Annotated in this window: 20 protein-coding genes; 11 read left to right on the plus strand and 9 right to left on the minus strand. The window is 73.2% G+C overall.

The genetic code is table 11. The annotated features are described in order from the left end of the window. Entirely contained in the window at positions 1-1,176 is a 1,176-nt protein-coding gene (gene tuf / locus ACIQPT_RS04600; RefSeq protein WP_401152694.1) for an elongation factor Tu, read from the plus strand. Positions 1,177-1,247: 71 nt separating this feature from the next. Continuing rightward, a complete protein-coding gene (locus tag ACIQPT_RS04605; RefSeq protein WP_401152696.1) occupies positions 1,248-2,093 on the plus strand; it encodes a spermidine synthase in 846 nt (281 codons plus the stop codon). A 63-nt stretch (positions 2,094-2,156) separates the two neighbouring features. Here ACIQPT_RS04605 and ACIQPT_RS04610 read toward each other — a convergent pair whose 3' ends face one another. Further along, complete coding sequence (locus ACIQPT_RS04610; RefSeq protein WP_401152697.1) at positions 2,157-3,278, minus strand: hypothetical protein; 1,122 nt, start codon at positions 3,276-3,278, stop codon at positions 2,157-2,159. Between the two features lie 122 nt (positions 3,279-3,400). Between ACIQPT_RS04610 and ACIQPT_RS04615 the strand changes: the two genes are divergently transcribed. Continuing rightward, positions 3,401-3,838, plus strand: a complete 438-nt coding sequence (locus ACIQPT_RS04615; protein WP_392945343.1) for a DUF4442 domain-containing protein — start codon at positions 3,401-3,403, stop codon at positions 3,836-3,838. Positions 3,839-3,930: 92 nt separating this feature from the next. On the opposite strand, the gene ACIQPT_RS04620 is transcribed toward ACIQPT_RS04615, so the two are convergent. Continuing rightward, positions 3,931-4,461 (minus strand): gamma carbonic anhydrase family protein, encoded by a 531-nt coding sequence (locus ACIQPT_RS04620; protein WP_401152698.1) that lies wholly within the window; start codon positions 4,459-4,461, stop codon positions 3,931-3,933. A 133-nt stretch (positions 4,462-4,594) separates the two neighbouring features. Here ACIQPT_RS04620 and ACIQPT_RS04625 point away from each other — a divergent pair, with 133 nt between their 5' ends. The 3 genes from ACIQPT_RS04625 to ACIQPT_RS04635 all read left to right on the plus strand — a co-directional run bounded on the left by ACIQPT_RS04625 (position 4,595) and on the right by ACIQPT_RS04635 (position 6,691). After that, positions 4,595-5,344, plus strand: a complete 750-nt coding sequence (locus tag ACIQPT_RS04625) for an acyltransferase (protein ID WP_401152700.1) — start codon at positions 4,595-4,597, stop codon at positions 5,342-5,344. A 175-nt stretch (positions 5,345-5,519) separates the two neighbouring features. After that, entirely contained in the window at positions 5,520-6,092 is a 573-nt protein-coding gene (locus tag ACIQPT_RS04630; protein WP_401152701.1) for a helix-turn-helix domain-containing protein, read from the plus strand. 44 nt (positions 6,093-6,136) lie between these two features. Beyond that, entirely contained in the window at positions 6,137-6,691 is a 555-nt protein-coding gene (locus ACIQPT_RS04635; RefSeq protein ID WP_401152702.1) for a YbaK/EbsC family protein, read from the plus strand. A gap of 354 nt (positions 6,692-7,045) precedes the next feature. On the opposite strand, the gene ACIQPT_RS04640 is transcribed toward ACIQPT_RS04635, so the two are convergent. Both ACIQPT_RS04640 and ACIQPT_RS04645 read right to left on the minus strand, forming a co-directional pair. After that, positions 7,046-7,885 carry an aminoglycoside N(3)-acetyltransferase gene (locus tag ACIQPT_RS04640; protein WP_401153058.1) on the minus strand — a complete coding sequence of 280 codons (840 nt, stop codon included), beginning with the start codon at positions 7,883-7,885 and terminating at the stop codon, positions 7,046-7,048. A 90-nt stretch (positions 7,886-7,975) separates the two neighbouring features. Then, positions 7,976-8,458 (minus strand): CoA-binding protein, encoded by a 483-nt coding sequence (locus ACIQPT_RS04645; RefSeq protein WP_401152703.1) that lies wholly within the window; start codon positions 8,456-8,458, stop codon positions 7,976-7,978. Between the two features lie 75 nt (positions 8,459-8,533). On the opposite strand from ACIQPT_RS04645, the gene ACIQPT_RS04650 reads away from it, so the two are divergent. The 3 genes from ACIQPT_RS04650 to ACIQPT_RS04660 all read left to right on the plus strand — a co-directional run bounded on the left by ACIQPT_RS04650 (position 8,534) and on the right by ACIQPT_RS04660 (position 13,614). Next, positions 8,534-9,160, plus strand: coding sequence for a YigZ family protein (locus ACIQPT_RS04650; protein ID WP_401152705.1), 627 nt, complete (start codon positions 8,534-8,536; stop codon positions 9,158-9,160). Between the two features lie 177 nt (positions 9,161-9,337). Next, a complete protein-coding gene (locus ACIQPT_RS04655) occupies positions 9,338-10,507 on the plus strand; it encodes an exonuclease SbcCD subunit D (protein WP_401152706.1) in 1,170 nt (389 codons plus the stop codon). Continuing rightward, entirely contained in the window at positions 10,504-13,614 is a 3,111-nt protein-coding gene (locus ACIQPT_RS04660; protein WP_401152708.1) for an AAA family ATPase, read from the plus strand. The genes ACIQPT_RS04655 and ACIQPT_RS04660 overlap by 4 nt, the downstream gene beginning before the upstream one ends. 32 nt (positions 13,615-13,646) lie before the next feature. On the opposite strand, the gene ACIQPT_RS04665 is transcribed toward ACIQPT_RS04660, so the two are convergent. Then, entirely contained in the window at positions 13,647-14,093 is a 447-nt protein-coding gene (locus ACIQPT_RS04665) for an Lrp/AsnC family transcriptional regulator (RefSeq protein ID WP_190007419.1), read from the minus strand. Positions 14,094-14,187: 94 nt separating this feature from the next. Here ACIQPT_RS04665 and ACIQPT_RS04670 point away from each other — a divergent pair, with 94 nt between their 5' ends. Then, on the plus strand, positions 14,188-14,676 hold the full coding sequence (locus ACIQPT_RS04670) for a rhodanese-like domain-containing protein (RefSeq protein ID WP_401152710.1): 489 nt from the start codon (positions 14,188-14,190) through the stop codon (positions 14,674-14,676). 57 nt (positions 14,677-14,733) lie between these two features. Here ACIQPT_RS04670 and ACIQPT_RS04675 read toward each other — a convergent pair whose 3' ends face one another. The 3 genes from ACIQPT_RS04675 to ACIQPT_RS04685 all read right to left on the minus strand — a co-directional run bounded on the left by ACIQPT_RS04675 (position 14,734) and on the right by ACIQPT_RS04685 (position 17,967). After that, on the minus strand, positions 14,734-15,615 hold the full coding sequence (locus tag ACIQPT_RS04675) for an ATP-grasp domain-containing protein (protein WP_401152712.1): 882 nt from the start codon (positions 15,613-15,615) through the stop codon (positions 14,734-14,736). 79 nt (positions 15,616-15,694) lie between these two features. After that, positions 15,695-17,383: a DUF885 domain-containing protein gene (locus ACIQPT_RS04680; protein ID WP_401152714.1), complete on the minus strand. Its 1,689-nt coding sequence runs from the start codon at positions 17,381-17,383 to the stop codon at positions 15,695-15,697. 104 nt (positions 17,384-17,487) lie between these two features. Further along, complete coding sequence (locus tag ACIQPT_RS04685) at positions 17,488-17,967, minus strand: Lrp/AsnC family transcriptional regulator (RefSeq protein WP_401152716.1); 480 nt, start codon at positions 17,965-17,967, stop codon at positions 17,488-17,490. A 59-nt stretch (positions 17,968-18,026) separates the two neighbouring features. Here ACIQPT_RS04685 and ACIQPT_RS04690 point away from each other — a divergent pair, with 59 nt between their 5' ends. Continuing rightward, positions 18,027-19,238 (plus strand): trans-sulfuration enzyme family protein, encoded by a 1,212-nt coding sequence (locus ACIQPT_RS04690; RefSeq protein WP_401152718.1) that lies wholly within the window; start codon positions 18,027-18,029, stop codon positions 19,236-19,238. On the opposite strand, the gene ACIQPT_RS04695 is transcribed toward ACIQPT_RS04690, so the two are convergent. Next, positions 19,174-20,655 carry a GNAT family N-acetyltransferase gene (locus tag ACIQPT_RS04695; protein ID WP_401153060.1) on the minus strand — a complete coding sequence of 494 codons (1,482 nt, stop codon included), beginning with the start codon at positions 20,653-20,655 and terminating at the stop codon, positions 19,174-19,176. The genes ACIQPT_RS04690 and ACIQPT_RS04695 overlap by 65 nt on opposite strands. Positions 20,656-20,680: the final 25 nt, after the last annotated feature.

The raw sequence follows: 20,680 nt of genomic DNA on the forward strand, positions 1-20,680 counted from the left end.
ATGTCCAAGACGGCTTACGTGCGCACCAAGCCGCACCTCAACATCGGCACCATGGGCCACGTCGACCACGGCAAGACCACCCTCACCGCCGCCATCACCAAGGTCCTCAGCGAGCGCGGCTCCGGCTCCACCTCCTACGTGTCCTTCGACCGGATCGACCGGGCCCCCGAGGAGGCCCAGCGCGGCATCACCATCAACATCGCGCACGTCGAGTACGAGACCGACACCCGCCACTACGCGCACGTCGACATGCCGGGCCACGCCGACTACATCAAGAACATGGTCACGGGAGCGGCGCAGCTCGACGGGGCGATCCTCGTCGTCTCCGCCCTCGACGGGATCATGCCGCAGACCGCCGAGCACGTCCTGCTGGCCCGTCAAGTGGGCGTCGACCACATCGTCGTCGCCCTCAACAAGGCCGACGCGGGCGACCCCGAGCTGACCGACCTGGTCGAGCTGGAGGTCCGCGAGCTGCTCTCCGCGCACGGGTACGGCGGTGACACCGTCCCCGTGGTCCGGGTCTCCGGGCTCAAGGCGCTGGAGGGCGACCCGCGCTGGACGGCGGCGATCGAGGGACTGCTGGACGCCGTCGACACGTACGTACCGATGCCGGTGCGCTACACCGACGCGCCGTTCCTGCTGTCCGTCGAGAACGTCCTGACCATCACCGGCCGGGGCACCGTCGTCACCGGCGCCGTCGAGCGCGGCACCGTCCGCGTCGGTGACCGGGTCGCGGTGCTGGGCGCGGACATCGAGACGGTCGTCACCGGCCTGGAGACCTTCGGCAAGCCGATGGAGTCCGCCGAGGCCGGGGACAACGTGGCGCTGCTGCTGCGCGGGGTGGAGCGCGACCGGGTCCGCCGCGGCCATGTCGTGGCAGCGCCGGGCAGTGTGGTGCCGAGCCGCCGGTTCACCGCGCAGGTGTACGTCCTGTCGACGAAGGAGGGCGGCCGGTCGACCCCGGTCACCACCGGCTACCGGCCGCAGTTCTACATCCGTACGGCGGACGTCGTCGGCGATGTCGACCTCGGCGAGGCGGCCGTCGCGCGCCCCGGCGACACGGTCACGATGACCGTGGAGCTGGGCCGTGACGTGCCGCTGGAGTCCGGTCTCGGCTTCGCGATCCGCGAGGGCGGCCGCACGGTCGGCGCGGGCACGGTCACCGCGCTGCTCTGAGCACCACGACGGCCCGCCACCCCTGCTCCCGGGGTGGCGGGCCGTCGTGCGGGGGAGGCGACAATGGAGAGGTGAACGAGCCGATACCCGTCATCCGCGAGGTCGATCACGGCACCGCCCGGCTGCTGCCCGACGTGGACCGCGACCGGGCCTGGCTGCTCACGGTCGACGACGCGCCCCAGTCCTACGTGGACCTCGACGACCCGGCCCACCTGGAGTTCGAGTACGTACGCCGGCTCGCCCACGCCGTGGACGGCGCGGCGGAGCCCGGCGCGCCCCTGGACGTCCTGCACCTGGGCGGCGGGGCGCTGACCCTGCCCCGCTATGTGGCGGTGACCCGACCCGGCTCCCGGCAGGACGTCGTGGAGGCGGACCGCGAGCTGCTGCGGCTGGTCCGGGAGCATCTGCCGCTGCCCGACGGGAGCGGCATCTCCCTGCACGCGGCCGACGCCCGGGAACGGCTCGAAGCAAGGGCCCCCGCCTCCGTCGACCTGCTGATCGCGGATGTCTTCGGCGGCTCCCGCGTTCCGGCGCACCTCACCTCCGTCGAGTACGCGCGGGCCGCGGGCCGGGCGCTGCGCGGGGACGGGATCTACGCGGCCAACCTGGCCGACAGCGCGCCGTTCGTCTTCCTCCGCTCCCAGCTGGCGAACTTCGCCGCGGTCTTCCCGGAACTCGCGCTCATCGGGGAACCGGCGGTGCTGCGCGGGCGGCGCTTCGGCAACGTGGTGCTCCTCGCCTCGCACGCGCCGATCGACGTGGCCCCGCTCGTCCGCAGGTGCGCCGCCGACGCGTTTCCGGCCCGGGTCACGCACGGCGGCGCGCTGACCCGCTTCCTGGGCGGGGCCGGCCCGGTGGCCGACGCGGACGCGGTCGCCTCGCCCGAACCGCCCGACGGGGCCTTCAGCGTCGGCTGAGGGCTCCCGGCGGCCGGGCGGGTCGGTGCGGGGGCAGGGCGGGAACGCGATGCGGAGCGGGGGTCAGCCGGTGGGGTCACCCGCGAGGCGGACCGTGCTCAGGATCTTCTGGATGGTCGTGTCCGGAAGCTCGTCCTTGACGCCCGTGGCGGCGTAGAGCACCCAGGTCGAGAAATCGCCCTTGCTGTTCTTGAAGGAGAAGGCGATCGACTTCCCGTCGCTGTCGCACTTGTCCTTGTTGGCCAACTCCAGGGCGGTGGCCTGGACAACACTGCCGGAGAGACCCGACTCGGTGGTGAAGGGCTTGGCCTTGCCGATCTTGACCTTGGACTTCGGGTCGAGCTGGGCGTAGGCGGCCCACACCCAGTTGGCGGCCTCGTTCGTCGCGGCCTCGTCGGTGTTCTTGGCGCCCTGGGCGCCCTTCGTCCCGACGCCGGCGAGCCCGGTGTCCTCCTTGGAGCCGTCTCCGTCGGAGTCGTCCACACACCACTTGCTCTTGTAGTACGCGGGCGCGGAGAAGCCGGCGGCCGGCTTGCCGGTGGGATCCTTGGCGTCCTCGAAGCCGGAGAACATTCCCGAGCTCGCGACCTCCCAGTCACCGGGAACGTCGAACTGCGTGCCCCACTTGGGGTTGGTGACGACCTTCCAGCCCGGAATGACCGGCTTGGGGTCGCTGTCGGAACCCCGCGGGTTCTCCGCGGGCGGTGCGGGTTCGCCGGCCGATTCGCTGGGCTTGGCGCTCGGCGACGCGGACTTCTTGTCGTCGGCGACGGTCTTGCCGCCCTCGTCGTCGTCCTTGCCGAGCACGAGGAAACCGGTGACGCCCGCCGCGATCACGACCGCGGTCGCCGCGACGATCGCCACGATCGTCGTCTTCTTCTTGTCGTCGCCGGGCTTCGGCCCGACGGGCCCCTGGACGGCGTACTGCGGCACTGTCGGCTGCTGGTAGGGATTGGGCTGCTGATAGCCCGGCTGACCGCCGGGCGGTGGGCTCTGCTGCCCACCGGGCGGCGGGCCCTGCGGGTATCCGTACCCCGGCTCAGCGGGCTGCCCCGGCTGACCCTGCGGCGGATATCCCGGTTGCTGATAGGGATTCGGCTGCTGGTACCCCGGCTGCTGGTACGGGTTCTGGTTCTGGTCCTGCGGGTTCTGCTCGCCCCCGGGCGGCTGCGTTCCTGGCCACATGGCCAGTAACCATAGACGGGGCCGTGCACCCACTTCTACGGCCGCCCTGTCCCAGAGCCGTCACAAGGGGATGGCCAAACAGTTCTACTGGTGAGTAACCTTCGGGTATGAGCGCTGAACAGATGACCGTCGGCGAGATGCTCGTCGCGACGGTCCCGATGGCCCGGACCCTCAACCTCGATTTCCTGGAGACCACCCCGGAGCGCGCCGTCGTCCGGCTGCCCGACCAGGCGGAGTACCACAATCACGTCGGCGGACCCCACGCCGGAGCGATGTTCACGCTCGCCGAGTCCGCCAGCGGCGCGATCGTCATCGCCGCCTTCGGCGACCAGATGTCGCGCGCCGTGCCGCTCGCGGTGAAGGCCGAGATCGGCTACAAGAAGCTCGCCATGGGCGAGGTCACGGCGACCGCGACCCTCGGCCGCCCCATCGCCGACGTCGTCGCCGAGCTGGACGCCGGACAGCGGCCGGAATTCCCCGTCGCCATCGAGATCCGGCGCGCCGACGGCGCGGTCACCGGCGAGATGACCGTCGTGTGGACCCTGCGCCCCAACGGCTGACCACCGCCGTACGCAAAACGAGGACCGGGCCGCCGCGCCTCCCGGAGGGGGAGGGGCGGCGGCCCGGTCGCGTTACTCGCCGAGCGCGTCCGTCAGCCCCCGTGCGCCTCGCGGTGGGCCTTCGCCAGCTCCACGTAACCGGCGGCGTTGAAGCGGATGCCCTCCAGCTCCTCGGCGGTCAGCGGCCGCTTCACCTTCGCGGGCACCCCGGCGACGAGCGAGCCCGGCGGCACCCGCATCCCCTGCGGGACGAGGGCCTGCGCCGCGACCAGCGAACCCGCCCCGATGTGCGCGCCGTTGAGCACCGTGGCGCCCATCCCGACCAGCACGTCGTCCTCGATCACACAGCCGTGCAGCACCGCGTTGTGGCCGACCGAGACCCGCGACCCCACGGTGAGGGGGAACCCGGGGTCGGTGTGCACACTGCAGTTGTCCTGGATGTTGCTGTCGGGGCCGATCGCGATGGGACCGCAGTCGGCGCGCAGCACGGCCTGGTACCAGACGCTGGAGCCCGGGGCGAGTGTCACCTCGCCGATCACCACGGAGGTGGGGGCCACGAACGCGTCCACGTCGATGTCCGGCTCCTTGCCGCCCATGCCCGTGATCAACGCCTGCTCCGCCATCGCCTGCTCCTTCGCGCCGGTGTGGTACTCCGCCCCACGGTAGGCGACGGCTCCCGGCGCACACCGCGCAGTGGGGCGAACATCACAGGTCACCGCACGGATCGCCCACCGCGCCGCCGACTACCGTGAGCGCGTGCCGAAGAACCGAAACACGTTCTCCTTCCTCGCCCGCTGGCCGCGCCGCGCCGCCTCCCGCGCGGTCCACCGCGGCTGGTCCTGGGCGCAGCGGGCGGGCGCGGTCACCGCCGAGCACCCCGGGCGGCTGCGGTTCGGCGCGATCGGCACGGGCACCCGGCTCGCCTTCCCGCAGGGGACCGTGTTCGGGGAGCCGTGGATCGAGCTCGGCGCGCACTGCGTCATCGGCGAGCAGGTCACGCTCACCGCCGGAATGATGCCGGACCTGGACCTGGGGCCCGACACCGTCCTCACCCTGGGCGACGGCGTGGTGCTGGGGCGCGGCAGCCATGTGATCGCGGACACGACGGTGACGATCGGCTCGGACACGTACTGCGGCCCGTACGTCTACATCACCTCCACCAACCACAGCTACGACGACCCGCACGAGCCCGTGGGCAAGCAGTGGCCCCGGATGGAACCGGTGGCGATCGGCCCCGGCTGCTGGATAGGCACCGGTGCGGTGATCCTGCCCGGGGCCCGGCTCGGCCGGAACGTGGTGGTCGCGGCGGGCGCGGTCGTCCGGGGCGAGGTCCCCGACCACGCGGTGGTCGCGGGCGCCCCCGCCCGTGTCGTACGCAGCTGGGACCCGGAGAAGGGCTGGCAGCCGCCCCTGCGCACGCCCGCGCCCGTGCCGATCCCCGAGGGCGTCACCCCCGACCAGCTGCTGGCCCTCGCCGACCTGGACGAGGCGCACGAGACCTCGTAGCGCGGTGGCGGCGGTACAACGAGGTACCGCGCGGTACAACCGGCTGAACGCGGGAGTGCACCGTACGGCAGTGCAATATTCTTGACCACGGCATCCGCCGTACACGACTCAGCCACCCGCACCCAGCCACTCCATACCTGGCCACCCGCACCGCCATCCACCGCAGGGACGGTACGTGTCCGACCTCGACCAGCTCACCCAGTCGCTGGCCCGCAACCTCAAGCGCCGGCGGGGGGAGCGCGGCTTCACCCTCGACGCCCTCGCGGCCCGCTCCGGAGTCAGCCGGGGGATGATCATCCAGATCGAGCAGGCGCGGACGAACCCGAGCGTCGGCACCACGGTCAAACTGGCCGACGCGCTCGGCGTCAGCATCACCGCCCTGCTCGACCACGAGCAGGGCACTCAGGTCCGGCTGATCCCGGAGAGCCGGGCCGTCCGCATGTGGTCCACCGAAGCGGGCAGCTCCACCACCCTGCTCGTCGGTGCGGAGGCCCGCGGCCCGCTCGAACTGTGGACCTGCCGGCTGATGCCCGGGGAGGGCACCACATCCGACCCGCACCCCGAGGGCACGGTCGAACTCCTCCACATCACCGAGGGCGAACTGACCCTCCTCGTCGACGGCAGCACCCACTCCGTCCCGGCCGGAACCTCCGCCGCCTTCGAGGCGCACGTACCGCACGGCTACCACAACGAGGGCGGCGAGCCGACCGTGTTCACCATGGCCGTCGCCATCCCGCCCGTCCGCTGAGACGTCCGGACGCACCCGCACCGGCCGCTGTTAGCGTGACCGCCATGCGCGCACCCATCGGCACCTTCGAGGACGCCGCTCCCGCTGCGGAACGGCTCGGCCTGCTCCCCGCCCCCGTCGTCGCGGCCCTGACCGCCGGCTGGGGCGAGTTCCCCGCCGGACAGGTCGTCCACGTCGACAGCGACCCGGCCGTCGCCGACACCGCGGTCTTCGTCGAGCACTACGGCGCCGACCTGCTGGACACCTCCGCCAACTGCGTCGTCGTGGCGGGCAAGCGCGGCCAGGACGTCACCCTCGCCGCCTGCGTGGTGCTCTCCCGCACCCGGGTCGACGTCAACGGCGCGGTCCGCAAGCACCTCGGCGCCCGCAAGGCCTCCTTCGCGCCGATGGACACGGCGGTCGGCGAGAGCGGCATGGAGTACGGCGGCATCACCCCGATCGGCCTGCCCGCCGCCTGGCCCCTCCTGCTGGACCCCGCCGTGGTGGACCAGGAATGGGTCCTGATCGGCAGCGGCAGCCGGCGCGGCAAGCTCATCGTCCCCGGCAAGGCGCTCGCCGCCCTTCCCGGCGCCGTTCTCGTCGAGGGTCTCGGCGTCTGACCTCCGCCATCGCCGCCTCGGTGAACCAGCCGATCAGCATCATCCCCTGGGCGGGAAGGGGCCTGCCGACCGTCGCGGTGGTGGCGCTCTGGACATCCAGCGGCCGGAGCTTCCAGGGCCAGGATTCCGTGAGCGTGTCCGGAGCGTTCTCGCGCCATACGCCGTAGGCGAGCAGCAGCAGCGACACATGGACGAGGCAGGTCAGCAGGCCGGAGAGGACACGATTTCTCCGCACCACCCGCTGCGACGTGTTCGCGCTCGGGACCCCCCAGCCGGCCGCTGCTCGAACAGCGTCACTCCAGGGACTCCGAAGAGCGCGCGACAGAGCGCGTGTTCGAGCGCCCGCTCCCTCTCTCAGCCGCCGTCGCCGGGCGGCCGGTGGTCCGTGAGCCAGCCGGTGGCGAAGTCGACGGCCGCCCGCAGCCGGACGAGTCGGCACGGTGCGGATCCGAGCAGGGCCGTACGTACGTCACCGGGGGCGGCGGTCTCCTCGAACGCGACGCCCAGAGCCGCGAAGTCGCTGTCGTCCAGTGCGACATCCTCGTACTCCCACCACTGCCGCACGCCCCGTGGGGCCACCACACAGCGGTAGTGGCGGAGCGGCGGGCCGGGTCTGCGGTACTCGCCGAGGTGGAAGGCGGTGCAGGTGCTGTAGCCGGTGCCGAGCAGGAGGATCCTGGCGTCGGCTTCGTACAGCCGGGCGAGCGGGGAGTCCTCGCCGAGGTGACAGTCCGGCCGGTGCCCGGCGAGGAGCTTTCCGGCAGCGGGCCCGATCGCGGCGAAGGAGGTCTGCGGATGGCCGCTGCGCTTTGCCCCCGCCGCCGTCCGTACGGTCTCGGCCAGAGCGCCCATCGACGGTGCGGGGGTGTGCGCCGGGTCGAACGGTTCCATCGACGAGCGGACGGCCTCGCGCGCCTCGGCGTCCAGGCCCCGCACACGGGCGCGATAGTGCGGCGAGGTGTCCGAGTTCTCCGGCGTGAATGAGGGGACCACGACGGTCCCGTCCCGACCCACCGCCCGACGCAGGGCCGCCAGCACGGCATCGGGACCGCCGACGGCGGGCCCCACCGAACGCATCGAGGCATGCACCAGCAGCACGGCGCCAGGCCGCACGCCCAGCGCGGACAGTGCGGCGGCCACCCCTTCGCCGTCCGCCCGCACAGCCCTCGGCGTCGATGTCCCGGCCGTTCCCACGTCGTCGAAAGGATCGTTCACGGCGGGGATCCTTCCCGTCCGGGGAGGGGCCCCACACCCGCGGCCTCCTCAGCGCAGGGACCCGCGGCCTCAGCTCTGAGGCGGCAGTCCCGGGATCTCGATCGCGGGGCACCGGTCCATGATCATGTCCAGTCCCGCCGCGCGCGTCCGCTCGAAAGCGTCCGGGTCCACGACGCCGAGCTGGAACCACACCGCCTTCGCGCCCACCGCCACCGCCTCGTCCGCGACCCCGCCCGCCAGCTCGCTGTTGACGAACACGTCCACCACATCGACCGGGAAGGGGATGTCCGCGAGCGAGGCGTACCCCTGCTCCCCGTGCACCGTCTCGGCCTTCGGGTGCACCGGCACCACCCGCTTGCCGAACCGCTGGAGGACCTGCGCCACCCCGTAGGCCGCCCGGGAACGGTTGCCGGACAGGCCCACCACCGCCCAGGTGTCGCCCGAGTCCCGAAGAATCCGCCGGATCGTCGCGGCGTCCGCGTAGGTGGGGCCGCTGCCCGTGTGCGTGTCGTCCGGGTGCGTGCCGTCCGTGTACGTGCCGTCTGCGCTCATGCCGGGACAACCGACGGCCCCACCTCGCCATTCCCGCCGGAACGCGCTGTCCCCGGCGGCGCATAGGGTGGACGGATGCAGGAGCAGTACCGGACCGTCGCCCGCGCGGGTGTGCACGAGAGCGAGATCAACCGATCCCGTTTCCTCTGCTCCCTCGCCCCCGCCGCCACCGAACAGGAGGCGCAGGACTTCGTCGCCCGCGTCCGCAAGGAACACCCGACCGCCTCCCACAACTGCTTCGCGTACGTGATCGGCGCCGACGCCTCCGTGCAGAAGGCGAGCGACGACGGCGAACCCGGCGGCACCGCGGGCGTCCCGATGCTCCAGATGCTCATGCGGCGTGAGGTGCGGTACGCCGTGGCGGTCGTCACCCGCTACTACGGCGGGGTCAAACTCGGGGCGGGCGGGCTGATCCGGGCGTACGGGGGAGTGGTCGGCGAAGCCCTCGACGCGCTCGGCACCCTCACCCGGCAGCGCTTCCGGCTCGCCACGGTCCACGTCGACCACCAGCGGGCCGGAAAGCTGGAGAACGACCTGCGGGCCACCGGGCGGGACGTCCGCGAGGTGCGGTACGCCGAGGCCGTCACCATCGACATCGGGCTGCCGGACGCCGACGTAGAGGCGTTCACCGCCTGGCTGGCCGACGCCACCGCCGGGACCGCCACACTGGAACTGGGCGGCGAGGCGTACGGCGACGTGTGACCGGGTGTGAAAGTGGCGTGAGGGCAATCCCACGGGGGCCAAAATCATGATCGATGCGGGTTCGGCGGCCCGGCGGCGTTAGCGTGGTCGGTGCCGAGCGGGATCACGGACCGCCGGTGCGCGGCCCACGGGGTGGAGGACGACGACGATGCAGGCCGGAACCGGCGGAGTGATGGCGTGAGGATCCTGCACACCTCGGACTGGCACCTGGGCCGGTCCTTCCACCGCGTCTCCCTGCTGGAGGCCCAGGCCGCCTACCTCGACCATCTCGTGGCGACCGTCCGGGAACGCGAGGTGGACGTCGTCCTCGTCGCGGGCGACGTCTACGACCGGGCCGTCCCGCCGCTCACCGCCGTCGAGCTGTTCGACCGCGCGCTGCACCGGCTCGCCGACGCCGGCGTCCCGACCGTCATGATCTCCGGCAACCACGACTCGGCCCGCCGGCTCGGCGTCGGCGCCGGGCTCCTCGACCGGGCCGGGATCCATCTGCGGACCGACCCCGAGGGCTGCGCCACCCCCGTCGTGCTCGCCGACGCCCACGGCGACGTGGTGTTCTACGGGCTGCCCTATCTGGAACCGGCCCTGGTCAAGGACACCCTCCGGGCCGCCAAGGCCGGCCACGAGGCGGTGCTCACCGCCGCCATGGACCGGGTCCGCGCCGACCTCGCCGGCCGCCCCGCCGCCACCCGCTCCGTCGTCCTCGCGCACGCCTTCGTGGCGGGCGGCGAGCCCAGCGACAGCGAACGCGACATCACCGTCGGCGGGGTCGCCGCCGTCCCCGCCGGGGTCTTCGACGGCGTCGACTACGTGGCCCTCGGCCATCTCCACGGCTCCCAGCGGGTCACCGGCCGGGTCCGCTACTCCGGCTCGCCGCTCGCCTACTCCTTCTCCGAGTCCGACCACCGCAAGACCATGTGGCTCATCGACCTCGACGCCGAAGGGGACATCGCCGCCGAGGAACGGATCGACTGCCCCGTGGAGCGCCCCCTCGCCCGGCTCCGCGGCCGGCTCGACACCCTCCTGGAGGACCCCGCCCTGGACCGCCACGAGCACGCCTGGGTCGAGGCCACCCTCACCGACCCGGTGCGCCCCGCCGAACCCATGGCCCGCCTCGCCCGGCGCTTCCCGCACACCCTCAGCCTCGTCTTCGACCCCGAGCGGCCGCCCGACGACCCGGCGGCGTCCTACGCCCAGCGTCTCAAGGGCCGCGACGACCACCAGATCGCCGAGGACTTCGTCGCCCACGTCCGCGGCGGCAGCGGCCCCAGCGACCTCGAACGCACCGTGCTGCGCGCCGCGTTCGACGACGTACGGGTGGACGACACCGTGCGCGAGGTGCCCCGGTGAGACTGCACCGCCTCAGCATCACCGCCTTCGGCCCGTTCGGCGCCACCCAGGAAGTCGACTTCGACGCCCTCTCCTCCGCCGGGCTCTTCCTGCTCCACGGACCCACCGGCGCGGGGAAGACCTCCGTCCTGGACGCGGTCTGCTTCGCCCTGTACGGAGCCGTCCCCGGCGCCCGCCAGAGCCCCGGGGCCTCCCTCCGCAGCGACCACGCCCCCGCCGGTCTGCCCACCGAGGTCCAGCTGGAACTGACCGTCGGCGGCCGACGCCTCGAAGTCACCCGCAGCCCCGCCCAGCCCCGCCCCAAGAAGCGGGGCGACGGCTTCACCCAGGAGAAGGCCCAGAGCCGGCTGCGCGGTTACGACCCCGAGCGCGGCTGGCAGGCCCTCAGCAAGTCGCACCAGGAGATCGGCGAGGAGCTGACCCAGCTCATCGGCATGAGCCGGGACCAGTTCTGCCAGGTCGTGCTGTTGCCGCAGGGTGACTTCGCCCGCTTCCTGCGCTCGGACGCCGAAGCCCGCGGCAAGCTCCTCGGCCGGCTCTTCGACACCCGCCGCTTCGCCGCCGTCGAGGACCGCCTCGCCGAACTGCGCCGGGGCGCGGAGGCCAAGGTCACCGCCGCCGACGAACGGATCCTCGCCCTCGCCCAGCGCATCGCGCAGGCGGCCGGACCTGTCGGGGCCGAGGCCACGCCGGTCGCCGCCCGGCCCGGCGAACCGGGCCTCGCCGAAGCCGTGCTGGAGTGGGCCGCGATCGCCCGGTCCACGGCCCGCGAACGGCTCGACATCGCCCACGGAGTCGTCACCGCCGCCGAGGGCCGGCAGCGCACGGCCCGCCAGGCCCTGGACGCCGAACGCGAACGGGACCGCCTTCAGCAGCGGTACGAGGAGACCCGGCGACGCTCGGCGGCGCTGGAGGAGCGGCGCCCCGAACACGACCGGTGCCAGGAGCAGTTGGAGCGCGCCCGCAAGGCGGACCGGGTCGCCCCCGCACTGGACCTGCGCGAGGAGGCGGAGCGCGCCCACCGCCGGGCGGCCGACGCCCTCGACCGGGCCAGGGCGCAACTGCCGCCCGACCTCGCCGACGCCGGACCCGGCCAACTCGCCGATCTGGAGCGCCGGTTCAGGCAGGAGCTGGGCGGCCTGGAGTCGGCCCGCCGGGCCGAGACGCGCAGCGCGGAGATCGACGAGGAACGGGACCGGCTGGAGCGGGAGTCCCGCGCCGACGACGCGACCGTCCGGGACGCGGACGCCTGGCTGGCGGGCTGGGACACCGTCCACACCGCACTCCGGGAACGCATCGCGACGGCGCAGGAGGCCGCGACCCGCGCCGAACAGCTCGCCGGACTCCTCGCCCCGGCCCGCCGCAGACTGGAGGCCGCCCGCCGTCGCGACGCACTGGCCGCCGAGGCCGAAACCGCCCGGGAGACGCTCGCCGGGGCCCGTGAACGCGCCCTCGACGCCCACGAGACCTGGCTCGGGCTGCGGGAGCGGCGGCTGCGCGACATCGCGGCGGAGCTGGCCGCCGGACTCGTCGACGGCGCGCCCTGCACCGTCTGCGGCTCCGCCGAGCACCCGGCTCCCGCAGCCGAGGGCGACGGCCACGTCGACCGGGCCACCGAGGAGGCCGCGCTCACCGCCCACCGCCGCGCGGAGGAGATCCGCACCCGCGCGGAGCAGGCCCTCGGGCTCGTCCACGAACGCCACGCCGCCGCACAGGCGGAGGCCCGCGACGCTGATCCCGAAGACCTCATCGTCGGGGCAGGGACAGGGGCAGGGGCAGAAGCCGGGACAGGAACCGGGGCCGGGACAGGGACCGGGTCAGAGATGGGCACCGCGGGGCCGGACCCCGGCCCGTCCGTCGGTGAACTCCGTGACACCGTCGAGCGGTTGACCGCCGAGCACGCCGGGGCGCACCGCCTCGCCGCCGGGACGCACGCCGCCCGCGAGGCCCTCGACGCCGCCGAGCGCGAACACCTCGGGCGTCTCGAACTCCGGCAGGAGGCCGAGCGCCGGGCCGCCGCCCGCACCTCCCGGCGGGAGGCGCTCGACCGTGAGCAGACCGTCCTGCGGGACGAACTCGCCGTCGTCCGGGGCGAGTCCGGGTCCGTCGCCGCGTACGCCGAACGTCTCACCCGCCGGGTCGCGCTGCTCGCGGAGGCCGCCGATGCCGTACGCGCCGAACAGGACGCGGCCCACCGGCGCAAGGAGGCCGACGACCGGCTCTCCGACGCGGCGTTCCGGGCCGGCTTCGACACCCCGGAGGCCGCCGCGGCGACCCTCCTCGACGCCGCCGCCCAACGCGACCTCCAGCACCGGGTCGACGCCTGGCAGGCCGAGGCCGCGGCGGTCGCCGACCGCCGCGCGGAACGCGACGCCCGCGAGGCCGCCGAACAGCCCCCTGCCCGACCGGCCGCCGCCCAGGCCGCGTTCGACGCGGCGGAACGGCTGCTGCGCGAGGCGACCTCCGCACGCGCCGCCGCCGATGAGCGCTGCGGGGAGCTGACCCGGCTGTCCCGGCAGGCCGCCGACGAGGTGCGCCGGCTGGGCCCGGTGCGCCAGGAGTACGAGCGGATCGCCCGGCTCGCGGGTCTGGCGGCCGGCACCTCCGCCGACAACGAACGCAAGATGCGCCTGGAGGCATACGTCCTGGCCGCCCGCCTCGAACAGGTCGCGGCGGCCGCCACCGCACGGCTGCAGCGGATGTCATCGGGCCGCTACACCCTGGTCCACTCCGACGCCCGCACCGGCGGCCGCCGGGCCGGGCTCGGGCTGCATGTCGTCGACGCCTGGACCGGCAGCGAACGGGACACCGCGACGCTTTCCGGCGGGGAGACGTTCTTCGCCTCACTGGCCCTCGCGCTGGGCCTCGCCGACGTCGTGACCGAGGAGGCCGGTGGCGTACGCCTGGACACCCTCTTCATCGACGAGGGCTTCGGCAGCCTCGACGACCAGACCCTGGACGAGGTGCTCGACGTACTGGACTCCCTGCGGGAGCGGGACCGCAGCGTCGGCATCGTCAGCCATGTCGCCGACCTGCGCCGCCGGATCCCCGTACGGCTCGAAGTGGTGAAGGAGCGCCAGGGATCATCGGTCCACCACCGCCTGTGACCACCGGCCCGGCCGCGCGGCAGCCCCGCCGGTCAGCGGCCGATCGCGCGGCGGGGGAGCGGTGAGGAGTACACGATGCTCGTGGTGACGGAGCCCAGCGCGCCGATCCGGCCGGTGGTCTCCTCCAGATGCCTCATCGAACGGGCCGTGACCTTGAGGACGAAGCAGTCGTCGCCGGTCACGTGGTGGGCCTCGATGATCTCCGGGGTGGTCTCCAGAAGATCGTGGAAGGGTTTGTAGTTCCCGTTCGGGTAGCGCAGGCGCACCAGGGCGAGGAGGGGCAGCCCGAGCCGCTCGGCGTCCACCACCGCCGCATATCCGCTGATCACGCCCAGCTCCTCCAGCCGCCGAACCCGCTCCGTCACCGCGCTCGGGGACATGGCGACAGCGCGCGCGAGCTCGGCGAAGGTGGCGCGGCCGTCGCGCTGGAGGACATCGAGGATGCGCCAGTCGGTGGCGTCCGGGGAATAGTCGGTCACCCCACAGAGACAACAGGGAAATCCCCGGCGAATCAACGGGAGAGCCGGGGAACGCCACTTCTCGGTCCCGTTCCGCCGCCATAGATTCAGGGTCATGACCTCGCACACCACGGCCATGGCCGACCACCCCGTCCTGCGCGTCGCGCCCGCTTCTCCCGCTGTCGCGGCGGCCTACTTCGGCGCTTCGCTCGCCTTCCACGCGGACGTCTCCGACGTCGCCTCCGCGCTCGCCGCCGACGGCGATCCCGGGTTCGTCCTCCTGGACAGCCGCTCCACCGCTTCCTGGGACCAGGGGCACATCCCCGGGGCGGTGCACCTGCCCACCGCGCTGATCCCCGAGCAGGCGGCGGCGCTGCTGGACCCGGCCGTCCCCGTGGTCACGTACTGCTGGGGTCCTGGCTGCGACGGCGCGACCCGCGCGGCCCTGGCCCTCGCCCAACGGGGTTACCGGGTCAAGGAGATGCTCGGCGGATTCGAGTACTGGGCACGCGAGGGATTCGCCTTCGAGACCTGGGAGGGACCCGACCGGCGCGGAGCCGACCCGCTCACCGCACCGGTCGACGCGGCCGACTGCGGCTGCTGAGACGGCGGTTCCGGGCGCAGGCCGGAACGGTCCGGCGGCGGCCGGCCCGGGCGGAGGTCACCGCGCCCCGGCGGCGGCGAGCGCGGCGAACAGCTCTCCGGCCTCCGCCCCGGCGGGCAGCCCGCTGACCTGGCCGTCGCCGACCTCCACCACCCGCCACACCCCGTCCTCGCGCAACGCCAGGTCGGTGGTGACCCAGCGCAGCCCGAGACGGCCCACCGCCGCCCGCAGGGAAGGGAGTTCGGGCACGGGCGTCGAGTCGGGGGTGTCCGGGTGGGCGGTGACGAGCACCGCCTCCCCGTCCACCCACCACACCCGCGCCTCGCCACCCGCGACGAACGGTTCGAAGGACCGCAGCACCAGGCCGCCCGCGAGGAACGGGCCCTGCAGCTCCATGAACCGTCCTGCCACGGCGGCCAGTTGCTCCCGGTCCGCGAGCTCCGGGACGTAACAGGCCTCGTGCCACTCGTGCTTGCGGGACTTCACGAAGTCCTTCACGATGCCGGGCCCCGGCCCCAGCGGCGCCGCGAGTCCGGCCAGCTCATCGCCGCCGGGCGGCGGCGCCCCCGCAGTCAGGGCGCACCAGACGCTGCGTGGCGTGAGCCCGTCGAACACCTCGTACCAGCCGGGGAGTTCATGCGCCCGCCGGTATCCGACGGCACCGGTGAGCAGGGCGCAGCCCCGTTCGGCGAGCGCCGCCTCCAGCTCCGCGTACCGGCCGGAGGGGATCATCCAGCCGCGGTACCAGTACGGTCCGGAGTCCCGCGCGACCCGGGCCACCGACCCGGCCGCGTCGCCCGCGAGCAGCGCGTCATGGTCGAGCAGCGCGGTCCGCCCGCCGGCCGCGCGTACTGCCGCCACCTCGCCGCCGAACTGCGGATCGGGCCGGGAGATCCGCAACGGGTCGGCACAGAACAGAAAGCCGTTCCGCTCGCTCATGACAGGCCGCCTCACTTCCACGGACGGGGACTTCGGACCGTAGGACGGGGACTTCGGACCGTACACACCACGGTCCGGATCAGAGCCGGGACAGCTCGTCCACCAGATCGTCCAGGCCCAGCGACCCCTGGGAGAGCGCCGCCATGTGCCAGGTCTTCAGATCGAACGCGTCGCCGTGCGCGGCCCGCGCGTTCTCCCGGCCGAGCAGCCAGGCGCGCTCCCCGAGCTTGTAGCCGATGGCCTGCCCCGGCATCGACAGATAGCGGGTCAGCTCGCTCTCCACGAAGTCGGCGGGACGGCCGCTGTGGTTGCCGAAGAACTCCTGGGCCAGTGCGGGCGTCCAGCGCTCGCCCGGGTGGAACGGGGAGTCCGCCGGAATCTCCAGCTCCAGGTGCATGCCGATGTCGACGATCACCCGGCAGGCGCGCATCATCTGTGCGTCCAGGTAGCCGAGCCGCCGTTCCGCGTCGGGCAGGAAGCCCAGCTCGTCCATCAGCCGTTCCGCGTACAGCGCCCAGCCCTCGGCGTTGGCGCTGACCATGCCGACCGACGCCTGGTAGCGGGAGAGGCTGTCGGCGACGTGCGTCCACTGGGCGATCTGCAGATGGTGGCCGGGAACGCCCTCGTGGTACCAGGTGGAGACCAGGTCGTACACCGGGAAACGCGTCTCGCCCATCGTCGGCAGCCAGGTGCGACCGGGGCGGGAGAAGTCCTCGGAGGGACCGGTGTAGTACGGCGCGGCGGCCCCGCCGGGCGGCGCGATGCGGGACTCCACCTTCCGTACCCGCTCGGCGAGGTCGAAGTGGGTGCCGTCCAGCGCCTCGATCGCCTCGTCCATCAGACCCTGCAGCCACGCACGGACCTCGTCGACGCCCTCGATGTGCTTGCCGTGCACATCGAGGTGGGCGAGCGCCTCCCAGGGCCCCGCGCCGGGCAGGATCTTCTCGGCCTCGGTCTTCATCTCGGTGAGCAGCCGGTGGTACTCCGACCAGCCGTACGCGTACGCCTCGTCGAGATCCAGGTCGGTGCCGTTGTACAGCCGTGACCAGCGGGCGTAGCGCTCCCGGCCGACCGGGTCCGGGGCGCCCTCGATGGCCGGGGCGTACACGTCGCGCACCCAGTCCCGGAGCGCGAGCACCGAGGCCGTCGCCAGCCGGGCGGCCTCGTCCAGCTCCGCCCGCAGGGACGCGGGGCCGGGGGCGACGAACTCCGCGAAGAACGCCGCGCCCTCACCCTCCCCGCCCCACTCGGTGAGCTGTCCGATGAACGTGGCGGTCGCACGGGGGCCGCCGTACAGCTTGCGCTCCAGACCGAGCGCGAGCGAGGCGCGGTACCCCTCGTGCGCGGCGGGCACGGCGCGCAGCCGTTCCACGACCGCCGCCCAGTCCTCGTCCGTCGCGGTCGGCGTGAGGGTGAAGACCTCGGTGATGCTGTGGGCGGGCGACTGCAGGTTGGAGACGGTCCGCAGGCCCTCCTCGGCCTCGTGCACGGCGAGTTCCGCCGTCAGACGCTCCCGCAGGAGCCGTCCGCAGCGCCGCTCGGCGTCGCTGTCCGCACCGGGCCGCCCCTCCGCCGCGTCCAGCTCCCGCAACGTCGCGCGGATGAGGTCGGCGGCCGCGGCCTGACCGGCCGGTGAGAAGTCGGGCAGCCTGCGCGAGCTTTCGGACACACCCAGATAGGTGCCCGTGATGGGGTCGAGTTCGATGAGTGCGTCGACGTAGGCGTCGGCGACCTGACGGGGCAGTGCGCTGCTGGAAGTGTCTGACATGCGGACATCCTCGTACGGCGGCACGCGTTCCGTCACCATCCTTGTCCTGCCGGCGCCCGAAAAACGATCACATCCGGTACGCCCGCGGGAACATGTTCGGTGCGTCAGCCTCCGGCGGGAGGCAGCAGCGGCCCGCAGTCCCACTGCTGGAAGATCAGCCGGGTGTCCACCCGGGCCACCTCCCGGCGCGAGGTGAACTCGTCCAGGACCAGCCGCTGCAGATCCGCCGCGTCGGCCACCGCGACCTGCACGAGATAGTCGTCGGGGCCGGTGAGGTGGAACAGCGCCCGTGACTCCGGCAGGGACCGGATCCGGTCGACGAACGGCCCGATGAGCTCCCGGCGGTGCGGTCTGACCTGCACCAGGAGCAGCGCCTGGAGTCCCCGGCCGAGCTTCGCCGGATCGAGGCGCAGCTGATCCCCGAGGATCACCCCGGAACGGCGCAGCCGGGCCACCCGGTCCAGACAGGTCGAAGCGGCCACACCGACCTCGGCCGCCAGCTCGCGGTACGTGGTCCGCGCATCGTTCTGCAGCAGCCGCAGAATCTGCAGATCCACCGGATCGAGAGCGACAGAATCAGCCATGCGGCGAACGTAGCACGGGGTTTTCTCGCTACGAACCGGTAACTGTTCAGAGTGACGGCATGGACAACGAAGTCTCGATGACGCCCCCTGCTCCCACCCCGTCCAGGGCTCTCGCCACCGAAGCCGTGCACGCCGGACGCGACGACCTCGCCTCCCTCGGCGTGCACGCCCCGCCGATCGATCTGTCCACCACCTACCCCTCCTACGACTCGCGCGGCGAGGCGATGCGGATCGACGCCTTCGCCACCACCGGGGCCCGGCCCGACGGGCCGCCCGTCTACGCCCGGCTGGACAACCCGACCACCGGCCGCTTCGAGACGGCGCTCGCCCGGCTGGAGGGCACGGAGAGCGCGGTCGCCTTCGCCAGCGGGATGGCGGCGCTCACGGCGGTGCTACTGGCCCGCGCGAGCCAGGGGCTGCGCCATGTCGTCGCGGTCCGCCCGCTCTACGGGTGCAGCGACCATCTGCTCGGCGCCGGGCTGCTGGGCACCGAGGTGACCTGGACCGATCCGGCGGGCATCGCCGACGCCATCCGCCCGGACACCGGGCTCGTGATGGTCGAGACGCCGGCCAACCCGACGCTGGCCGAGATCGACATCCGGGCCGTCGCCCATGCCTGCGGATCCGTACCGCTGCTGGTCGACAACACCTTCGCCACCCCCGTCCTGCAGCGCCCCGTCGAGCACGGCGCGCGGATCGTCCTGCACAGCGCCACCAAGTACCTCGGCGGCCACGGGGACGTCATGGGTGGCGTCGTCGCCTGCGACGAGGAGTTCGCCGCCACTCTGCGCCAGGTGCGGTTCGCCACCGGCGGAGTGCTGCACCCGCTGGCCGGCTACCTGCTGCTGCGCGGCCTGTCCACGCTGCCGGTACGCGTACGGGCGGCCTCGGCGAGCGCCGTCGAGCTCGTCCGCAGGCTCACCGCCGACCCGCGGATCGCCCGGGTGCACTACCCGCGGATCGGCGGCGCGATGATCTCCTTCGAGGTGTACGGGGACCCGCACCGGGTGATCGCCGGGGTGCGGCTCATCACGCCCGCCGTCAGCCTTGGCAGCGTGGACTCGCTGATCCAGCACCCGGCCTCCATCAGCCACCGCATTGTGGAGGAGGGAGACCGGCGGGCGTCCGGTGTCGGCGACCGGCTGCTGCGGATGTCGGTCGGCCTGGAAGACGTCGAGGACCTGTGGGCGGATCTGTGCCAGGCGCTCAGCGACGGGCCCGTTCCGCCGGCGCGGAAGGCCGAGCGGCCCCTTCAGTCGTCAGTCCAGTAGTCAGCTCGGTCGTCAGCCCAGTGGTCAACCCGGATGTCAGCTCGGTTGTCGGCTCGGTCGTCAGCCGGGCGGTGATGACGAGCGTGCCCTCCTCGATCTGGTAGTCGAGGGGCAGCTCGAGCGCGCGCATCGCCGCCACCATGCCGGTGTTGTGGGACTGCGTCACCGCGTACACGCTGTCGCAGCCCGCTTCCACGGCGAGGGCCACCAGACGGCCGAGCAGCTCGGAGCCGATGCCCCGGCGCTGCCAGTCGTCCTCGACGAGAAGGGCGACCTCGGTCTCGTCGCCGTCCCAGAGGAGGTGGCCCAGCGCCACCAGCTTGCCGGAGGCCGTCTGCACCGCCAGGGTGCGGCCGAAGCGGGGGCTCAGCAGATGGTCGAGGTAGCGGTCCGCGTCCTGGACGGGACCGTGGTAGCGCAGCCCCAGGGTGCGCTGCGAGCAGCGGTCGTGCATGGCGCGGGCGGCGACGAGATCGGCGCGGTCCGCGCGGCGCACGGTGATCTCGTTGCCCTCGGGCAGGGTGAGGACGTCCTCGCTGCGCGGCACCCGCGGGCCGAGCCGGGCGTCGAGCTCGACCAGCGCACGGGCCCGCGCGAACTCCGTCGGCGTGAACGGCAGATAGGGCCGCTCGATGGAGATCACCCCGCCGGACGGGTCCCGCAGCCGCATCACCGTCTCCTCCAGCACGCCCTCGACCGGGGCGCTCTCCCCGGTCGCGCGGCCGGTGACGGTGACGGCGGGCAGCGAGTGGATGGTGCACCGGCCGAGCAGCTGGCGCAGGGCGAGCGGCAGCTCGGCCGCGTCGAGCGCCGTCCGGGTGGCCAGCGACAGCACCCGGGTCGGGGTGTCGACCAGATCGTGGGCGTCCGCCCGCTCGATCCAGGTGGACGCGCCGCCGGCGGCCGAGACCTCCCGGGACAGCTCCTGCGCCTGGAGCGAGGCCGGGGCCCGCAGCAGGAACTCGTCGACGGTCCCCTGCGCGAGCGGGTGGGTCTGCAGGGTGAGGATGTCCACCCGCAGCCCGGAGAGGGTCACGCACAGCGCGGCCAGACTGCCCGGGGCGTCGCGCACCGTCGTCCGCATCCGCCACAGCACGGTCTCCTCGGCCCCGGAGATCCCGCCCGCACCGCTGCTCACGGCCGCACCGCCGGTCCCGGCCTCGCCCGCTTCACCCGCCGCACCGCCCGCCTCTCCGGACGGGGGAGCATGACTGTGCCGTCGTGCCCACCAGGTGTGGAACGCCGCGGTGGCCACCAGCGCCACCGCCGAGGCCATGAGCAGATAGGGCCCGTCCGGCTGGTGTCCGATCAGGTTGGCGATGGCGTCGGCCACGGCCACGGCGGTGAACAGGGCGGCCAGTTCGATCAGGTCCCGTCGCCAGTGGTGCGGACGGCGGGCGCTCTTCGCGGAGGTCACATCAGTCATATCCTCACTGTGAACG

It is taken from the genome of Streptomyces sp. NPDC091289 (genome assembly GCF_044757365.1).
In the GTDB taxonomy this organism is placed as follows: Bacteria; Actinomycetota; Actinomycetes; order Streptomycetales; family Streptomycetaceae; genus Streptomyces.